The organism is Kitasatospora sp. NPDC017646, assembly GCF_044329365.1.
Taxonomy (GTDB): Bacteria; Actinomycetota; Actinomycetes; order Streptomycetales; family Streptomycetaceae; genus Kitasatospora.
Window position 1 is genome coordinate 98,237 of record NZ_JBIRJC010000004.1, and the last position, 7,665, is coordinate 105,901.

Below are 7,665 nucleotides of genomic sequence, written 5' to 3' on the forward strand. Positions count from 1 at the left end.
CATCGTGATCCGCCACCTGGTCCTGTTCAAGCTCAACGAGGGCGTCGCCAAGGACGACCCGCGCGTGCTCGCCGGCGACAAGGCCTTCGCCGAACTCGGCCCGTTGATCCCCGAGCTGCGCGAGTGGGAGTGCGGGTGGAACACCACCGAGCGCGACATCGCGTACGACTACGCGATCAACAGCCTGGTCGAGGACCGTGAGTCCCTCCAGTCGTACCTGACCCACCCCGCGCACCAGGCCGCGGCCGGCCAGTGGCGCGAGTTCGCGACCTGGGTGATCGCCGACATCGAGGTCTGACCTCCACCCGGCCGTCCCCCGGACGGACCGCGCCCGCCCCGCCCGGCTTCCGGGCGGGGCGTCCTGCTCGGTCCGGAACGACCCTTGCGGCGCCTCGCCGGCGGGCGCCGCCGGGGTCGCGCACCCCACCAACACACCTCCACCGGGTGCTTGCCCGACCTGCGCCCGCCTTGTGATGCTATGACCGGTTTTGCCGGACATGGCGAGGTGTGAACCAGCCCCGACACCCGATCCGCAGGGCCCGCCGTTGTCGACTTTGGGAGGGGTGACGTGTCCGTGGACGAGGTGTTGGCTGCGATCATCAGCCCGGCCGGCGAGCTCCGCCCTGACGGGTTGCGCGGCCCCGGCGGACGGCCCGCCGTGGACGTCCGGACGCTCACCCGGGTGCTGTTCGAGCGGCTCTCCGAGCTGCCCCCCGACGCCCCCGAACGGGAGCGGGTCCGGGCCGCGCTGATCGAGGTGAACATCCCGCTGGTCCGCTACGCGGCCACCCGCTTCCGCAGCCGCAGCGAGCCGATGGAGGACGTCGTCCAGGTCGGCACCATCGGCCTGATCAACGCGATCGACCGCTTCGACCCGACCCGGGGCGTCCAGTTCCCCACCTACGCGCTGCCGACCATCCTGGGCGAGATCAAGCGCTACTTCCGGGACAACGTCCGCACCATGCACGTCCCGCGCCGGCTCCAGGAGCTGTGGGTGCAGGTCAGCGGCGCCATGGAGGAGCTGACGGTGCTGCACGGACGGGCGCCCAAGGTGCCCGAGATCGCCGCCAGCCTGCGGATCCCCGAGGAGGACGTCCGGGCCTGCCTCGACGCCGGGCGCGCCTACAACGCGGCGTCCCTGGAGGCCGCCCAGGAGCACGAGGGCGGCCTCGCCCTGCTGGACCGGCTCGGCTACGAGGACGCCGCGCTGGCCGAGGTCGAGCACCGCGACATGGTCCGCCACCTGCTGGTCCAGCTCCCCGAGCGGGAGCGGCGGATCGTGATGCTGCGGTTCTTCGCCAACCTCACCCAGTCTCAGATCAGCACCGAGCTGGGGATGTCCCAGATGCACGTCTCCCGACTGCTCTCACGGATCCTGACGAGGCTTCGGACCGGCAACTCCTGGGAAGAGTGAGATCGCAGCGCGTTACCCCCGCGTGACGTCTCGCGACGTTCGGGTTTGCCGTGGACCGCGTTCCGGTATGGAGGGGGTTGGGCCCTGCCGGGAACCTCCCTGCGACGGCCCCCGTTCAACTGTCAGTCACAAGGGGGTGGGTGCATGTCCGGAGAGCTGGGCACTGCGGAGATCCACGCTGGTCAGGCCAAGGGTACGGCGGTCGCCGAGGACCGGATCCCGCTCCAACGAGCCGGCTCCGACGCACCCGCCGAGGCGCCGCCCGGCTCCGGGCTGGACACCCGGACGCTCTCCCGCTCGCTGTTCCTGCGGCTGGCCGCGCTGGAGCCCGGCAGCGAGGAGCACACCTACGTCCGCGACACCCTGATCGAGCTCAACCTGCCGCTGGTCCGGTACGCCTCGGCGCGCTTCCGCAGCCGCAACGAGCCGATGGAGGACATCGTCCAGGTCGGCACCATCGGCCTGATCAAGGCGATCGACCGCTTCGACCCGGAGCGCGGGGTGGAGTTCCCTACCTTCGCGATGCCGACCGTGGTCGGCGAGATCAAGCGCTTCTTCCGGGACACCAGTTGGTCGGTCCGGGTGCCGCGCCGGCTCCAGGAGCTGCGGCTGGCGCTGACCAAGGCCGGGGACGAGCTGTCCCAGCGGCTGGACCGCTCCCCCACCGTCGCCGAGCTGGCCGCCTGCCTCGGGGTCAGCGAGGAGGACGTGGTCGAGGGACTCGCGGTGGGCAACGCCTACACCGCCAGCTCGCTCGACTCCAGCCCCGGCGAGGAGGACAGCGAGGGGCCGCTGGCCGACCGGCTCGGCTACGAGGACCTCGCGCTGGAGGGCGTGGAGTACCGGGAGTCGCTCAAGCCGCTGCTGGCCAAGCTGCCGCCGCGCGAGCGCCGGATCATCATGCTGCGGTTCTTCGGCAACCTCACCCAGTCCCAGATCGGCGAGGAGATCGGGATCTCCCAGATGCACGTCTCCCGGCTGCTCACCCGGACGCTCACCCAGCTCCGCGAGGGGCTGATCAGCGAGGGCTGACCCCCGGCGGGCTCAGACCGCCGCGCCGTCCAGGAGGTTGGCGCGCAGCCCGTTCAGCACGTCCTCGTCCAGCCCGAGCCCCTCCCGCCAGAAGGCGTCGAAGCCGCTCCAGCCGGCCTCGACCTCCGCGAAGGCCGCGTCCAGGTAGTCGCGGTCGGCCCGGAACACCGGCCGGAGGAGCTCGGGCTCGCGCATCAGGCCGCGGCTGCCGAAGTCGTCCAGCACCCGGTCGACCACGGCGGCGGAGCGCTCGTTGGTGAGCAGGTAGTCGGCGAACACGGTCTCGCGCTCCACGCCCAGGGCGGTCAGCACCAGCGCCGCCGCCCAGCCGGTGCGGTCCTTGCCGGCCGAGCAGTGGAACAGCAGGGGCACGCCGTCCGGGTCGGCCAGCAGCCGCAGCAGGGCGGCGAAACGCTCGCGGGCCACCAGGTCGGTGACGAACCAGCGGTAGAGACCGGTCATCATGGCGGCAGCCCGGCCGTCGCCGAGCAGACCGCGCTGCTTGCGCGGGTTGCGGTCGGCGAGGGCGGTGCGCAGCGTCAGGTTGATGTCGAAGTCCCTCGCCAGCAGCGGGAGGTGGTGCGTGGCCACGCCCTCCGGCACTCGGTCGGGGCCGGCCTCGCGGATCTCCTCGGCGCTGCGCAGGTCGACCACCGCGCGCAGGCCGAGCGCGCCCAGCGGGTCGAGGTCCTCGGCGGTGACACGGTTCAGGCCGTCACTGCGCAGGACCACCCCACCGCGCACCGCGCGCCCTCCGGCCGTCCGATAGCCGCCCAGGTCCCGTGCGTTGACCGCGCCGCGCAGTCCGAGGCTGCGCCCGACCAGGACCGCCCGGTCCGGCTCCGGGAGCACATTCCGCACGGCCCCGATTCGCTCGGATGCGATCCGACCATCGACCACCCGCGAGCCTCCATTGCATATTCGGACTGTCACATGGCACAGCGGTGCCCGATATTGCATGAACCTGCCCATTGGAGCGGCAAGATGTGCAAGAGTGTCAGGCGCAACGACGACAGTGTAGGTGCCCCACGGATCCGTGTGAGCCGCACAGTCGGTAACCACCTGTAGCAGTCGGCTTCCGGTTTTTCATTTTCAATTCATTATTTGCGCGGGCGGTCCGTTTGCGGTCACAATCAGCGCCTCCATGGCTTCACCATGAACGTTGGTAACAGGTTCGCTGCACTCTCGCCCAATTGGTCCCTCGCACTGCCGATCCTCGACCAGGATGGGCGCCGGGCAGCCTGCTGCCTGCGAACAGCTACACGGGCAGGCGAGCGCCGAGCAGCGCGGGGCCTGACCCAAGGGGAGGATCAGACATGGGTCGAGCGACCCGAAGAGTTGCCGCATGCGCAGCGGCAGTTCTGCTGGCCAGCGGCCTGCAGACCACCCTGGCCCACGGCGCCACCACGCCGCCCAGGATCGACCTCACCGTCCTGGTCATCGACGACGGGGGCCCGTCCGTCGCGGCGATCACCGCCGAACTGAAGAGCCAGGGCACGCCGTACAAGGTCGTCAGCCTCAATGACCCCAACCGCCCCGTCATCAACTCCGCTTTCCTGAGCGACACGGTGAACGGGCTCCCCCGGGGCAAGTACCAGGGCATCGTGCTGCCCAACGAAAACCCCTTCCCCAACAGTGCCGCCGAGATGACGGCGATCGCCACGTACGAAGCGGCTTTCAACGTCCGGCAGATCGACGCGTACACGTGGGCCAGCCCGGCGGTCGGCCTGAACTACGCCGAGAATCCGGGATTCGTCGGCACCCTCGACGGATTCCAGGCGGCCACCACCGCGGCCGGGACTTCCGGTCCGTTCGGGTACCTCAAGGGCAGCGTCCCGTTCGAGGACAACGACCCCAAGGTCAGCGAGAGCTACGGCTACCTGGCGACCCCGCTCGCCAACCTGCCGTCCGGCGCCTCCTTCGTCCCGCTGGTCGACGCCTCGATACCGAACACGACCAGCCGCGGCTCGCTGGTCGGTGAGTACACCCACGACGGCCGCAAGGAACTGGTCGTCACCTTCGTCTACAACCAGTACCAGCAGCAGTACCGGCTGCTGGCCCGCGGCATGGTCGACTGGATCACCCAGGGCGTCCACCTCGGCTACGACCGCAACTACTTCGCCACCCACGTGGACGACGTGCTCCTGGCCGACGACCGCTGGGACACCGTGCTCAAGTGCACCCCCGGTGACGTCACCTGCCCGCCCGGCACCCCGGACAGCGCCAACCCGATCCGGATGACCCCGGAGGACGCGCAGTACCTCAAGCAGTGGCAGACCGCCAACAACTTCACGCTGGACCTCGTGTTCAACGGCGGCGGCAGCGAGGACTGGAAGGCCGACCACCAGACCACGGTGGACCCGACCGCCGGCCAGCTGATCTCCGACCAGAACAGCTACCGCTGGGTCAACCACACCTACACCCACCCGTACCTGGGCTGCGTGCAGGACGTCAGCGTGGTGCCGTGGAAGTGCACCAAGGACGCCTCGGGCAACACCGTCTGGACCGACCAGAACACCATCTCCACCCAGATCAAGCAGAACTTCGACTGGGCCGCCACCAACGGCCTCAAGGTCGACCCGCAGGTGCTCGTCACCGGCGAGCACTCCGGTCTTCTCACCGCCCCGCAGGAGACCAGCGACAACCCGAACCTGGCGCCGGCGCTGGCCGCCAACGGCATCAAGTTCACCGGCAGCGACGCCTCCCGCGAGCCCGCCCAGCGGGCCGTCGGCTCGTCCACGCTGACCGTGCCGCGGTACCCCATGAACGTCTTCTACAACGCCGGTTCGGCGAAGGAGGAGGCGGACGAGTACAACTGGATCTACACCAGCAAGGCCAACGGCGGCAGCGGCGTCTGCGAGAACAACGCCAACTCCACCTGCCTGGCCGCTCCGCTGGACACCACCACCGGCTACGAGTCGTACATCGTGCCGCTGGAGGCCCGGATCGACCTCGGCCACGTGCTGAACAACGACCCGCGCCCGCACTTCGTGCACCAGTCGAACCTCTCCGAGGACCGCATCCTGTACCCGGTGCTGGACAAGATCCTCGGCACCTACCGTTCGCTCTACGCCGACAGCACCCCGATCGTGAACCTCGGTGAGCGCGAGATCGGCCAGGAGTTCCAGAAGCGCGCGGCGTGGAACAACGCCCTCGCCTCCGGCCAGGTCACCGCGTACAAGATCGGCAACACCGTCACCGTCAGCGCGCCGGCCGGTGTTCAGATCCAGGCCACCATGCCGACCGGAACTGCTCAGAAGATGGCCATCGGTACGGCCGCCTTCGGTTCGGCCTACGCCGGTACGCTCTCGGGCTGGGTGTCCCCGGGCGCCCTGCAGAGCAGCGTCACCCTGCAGCTCCCGTCCGCCAGTGCGCCGGCCGCCCCGGCCGCCGTCGCGCCGAGCGTCGCGGCCAAGTCCGTGCCGGCACCGGCGCCGGCGGACAAGAAGGTCGTGCCGCAGGGCGTCGCCACCCCCGTCCCGGCGGGTCCGGGCGACACCACCCGCAAGCCGGCCGCCAAGTCCCTCGTGCCCGGCAGCGGAGCCCCGGTGCCCGGCAAGGACGTGGTCCAGGGCAAAGGCGCCCAGCACTCCGGCAACCGGTAACCCGTAACACCCCTTGGCGGGGTCGGGCCGGGCGACCGGCCCGGCCCCGCCACGGCTCCCGCTCCGGCCACCCAGGCCGGACAAACGACGCAAGAACAGGAGGGGGGACAGGAGATGCGCGTCACCCTGCTCACCGAGGGGACGTACCCGCACCAGCACGGCGGTGTGAGCGTCTGGTGCGACCAGCTCGTTCAGGGCATGCCGGACGTCGACTTCGACATCGTCGCCGTCACCGGAACCGGTCAGGAACCACTGGCCTGGGAACTGCCCGCCAACGTACGGTCGGTCACCACCGCACCGCTGTGGGGCCCCGCCTCGGAGGCCCGACCGCCGCGCGGCAAGGAGATGCGGCGCTTCCTCAACGCGTACGAGCGCTTCCTGCACTCCATCCTCGACCCGGTCTACACCACCCACTTCGGCACCGAGCTGTACGGCTTCGCCGACCTCGCCCGGCGCGGGCTGCTCAGCCCGGCGCTGCGCAGCGAGCGCGCCCTGCGCACCCTCCAGCACGTGTGGACCCGCGACTACCTGCCCACGGCGGTGTCCCGGCCCACCCTGCACGACGCGCTGAACGCCACCGACCTGCTGGAGCACGCGCTGCGGCCGCTCTCGGTCGACCCGCCCACCGACGGCGTCGCCCACGCGGCCAGCGGCGGCCTCGCCACCCTGCCCGGGCTGATCGCCGCCCAGCAGTACGGCGTACCGTTTCTGCTCACCGAGCACGGCATCTACCTGCGCGAACGCTACCTCGGCTACCGCACCGGCCCGTACCGCTGGCCGGTCAAGGCACTGCTGCTCGGCTTCTACCGGATGCTCGCCGAGGAGAGCTACCGGCAGGCCGCGCTGGTCACCCCCGGCAACCGGTACAACCGGCGCTGGGAGGAGCGCGGCGGCACCCCCTCCGCCCACATCCGCACCGTCTACAACGGCGTGGACCCGGCCGCCTTCCCGCCCGCCGGACCGGAGCCCGAGACCCCGACCCTCAGCTGGGCCGGCCGGGTCGACCCGATCAAGGACCTGGAGACGCTGATCCGGGCCTTCGCCATCGTCCACCGTGAGATCCCCGAGGCGCGGCTGCGGCTCTTCGGGGGCACCCCCAAGGGCGGCGAGGCGTACCGGGACGGCTGCATAGCCCTGGCCGCCGAGCTCGGCGTAGCCGACTCGGTGGCCTTCGAGGGCCGCGTCGCCGACATCACCGACGCGTACGCGGCGGGCAACGTGGTGATGCTCTCCAGCATCAGCGAGGGCTTCCCTTTCACCCTGATCGAGGCCATGTCCTGCGGCCGCGCGACCGTCTCGACCGACGTCGGCGGCGTGCGCGAGGCGGTCGGCGACACCGGCCTGGTCGTCCCGCCGCGCGAGCCCGAGCCGATGGCGGCCGCCGCGATCGAGCTGCTGCGCGACCCCGCGCGGCGCGCCCGGCTCGGCGAGGGGGCCCGGCTGCGGGTCATCGAGCAGTTCACGCTCCGCCAGAACATCGACGGCTTCCGGGGCATCTACACCGAGCTCCTGGGCACCTCCCGCTGGATGCCCGGCGGGATGGTCGCCGTCACCGACGAGGTCCCCAGCCCCGACTGGGAGCCGCGGCTCACCGTCGCTCAGCCTCAGCGCAGC

The 7,665-nt window shown here is 70.8% G+C and carries 6 protein-coding genes; 5 read left to right on the forward strand and 1 reads right to left on the reverse strand.

All coding sequences use genetic code 11. The features are described from left to right. Positions 1–4: 4 nt before the first annotated feature. From ACH4J0_RS08680 to ACH4J0_RS08690, 3 genes are all read left to right on the forward strand, one after another. A complete protein-coding gene (locus ACH4J0_RS08680) occupies positions 5–298 on the forward strand; it encodes a Dabb family protein (protein WP_396237671.1) in 294 nt (97 codons plus the stop codon). Positions 299–574: 276 nt separating this feature from the next. Further along, positions 575–1,414 (forward strand): RNA polymerase sigma factor SigF, encoded by an 840-nt coding sequence (locus ACH4J0_RS08685; RefSeq protein WP_396238269.1) that lies wholly within the window; start codon positions 575–577, stop codon positions 1,412–1,414. Positions 1,415–1,558: 144 nt separating this feature from the next. After that, entirely contained in the window at positions 1,559–2,446 is an 888-nt protein-coding gene (locus ACH4J0_RS08690) for an RNA polymerase sigma factor SigF (protein ID WP_396237673.1), read from the forward strand. A 12-nt stretch (positions 2,447–2,458) separates the two neighbouring features. On the opposite strand, the gene ACH4J0_RS08695 is transcribed toward ACH4J0_RS08690, so the two are convergent. After that, entirely contained in the window at positions 2,459–3,307 is an 849-nt protein-coding gene (locus tag ACH4J0_RS08695; protein ID WP_396237675.1) for a tyrosine-protein phosphatase, read from the reverse strand. Positions 3,308–3,762: 455 nt separating this feature from the next. On the opposite strand from ACH4J0_RS08695, the gene ACH4J0_RS08700 reads away from it, so the two are divergent. Continuing rightward, positions 3,763–6,051 (forward strand): hypothetical protein, encoded by a 2,289-nt coding sequence (locus tag ACH4J0_RS08700; RefSeq protein WP_396237677.1) that lies wholly within the window; start codon positions 3,763–3,765, stop codon positions 6,049–6,051. Between the two features lie 114 nt (positions 6,052–6,165). After that, positions 6,166–7,665, forward strand: a 1,500-nt coding sequence (gene pelF / locus ACH4J0_RS08705) for a GT4 family glycosyltransferase PelF (protein ID WP_396237679.1), incomplete at its 3' end; no start/stop codon positions are given.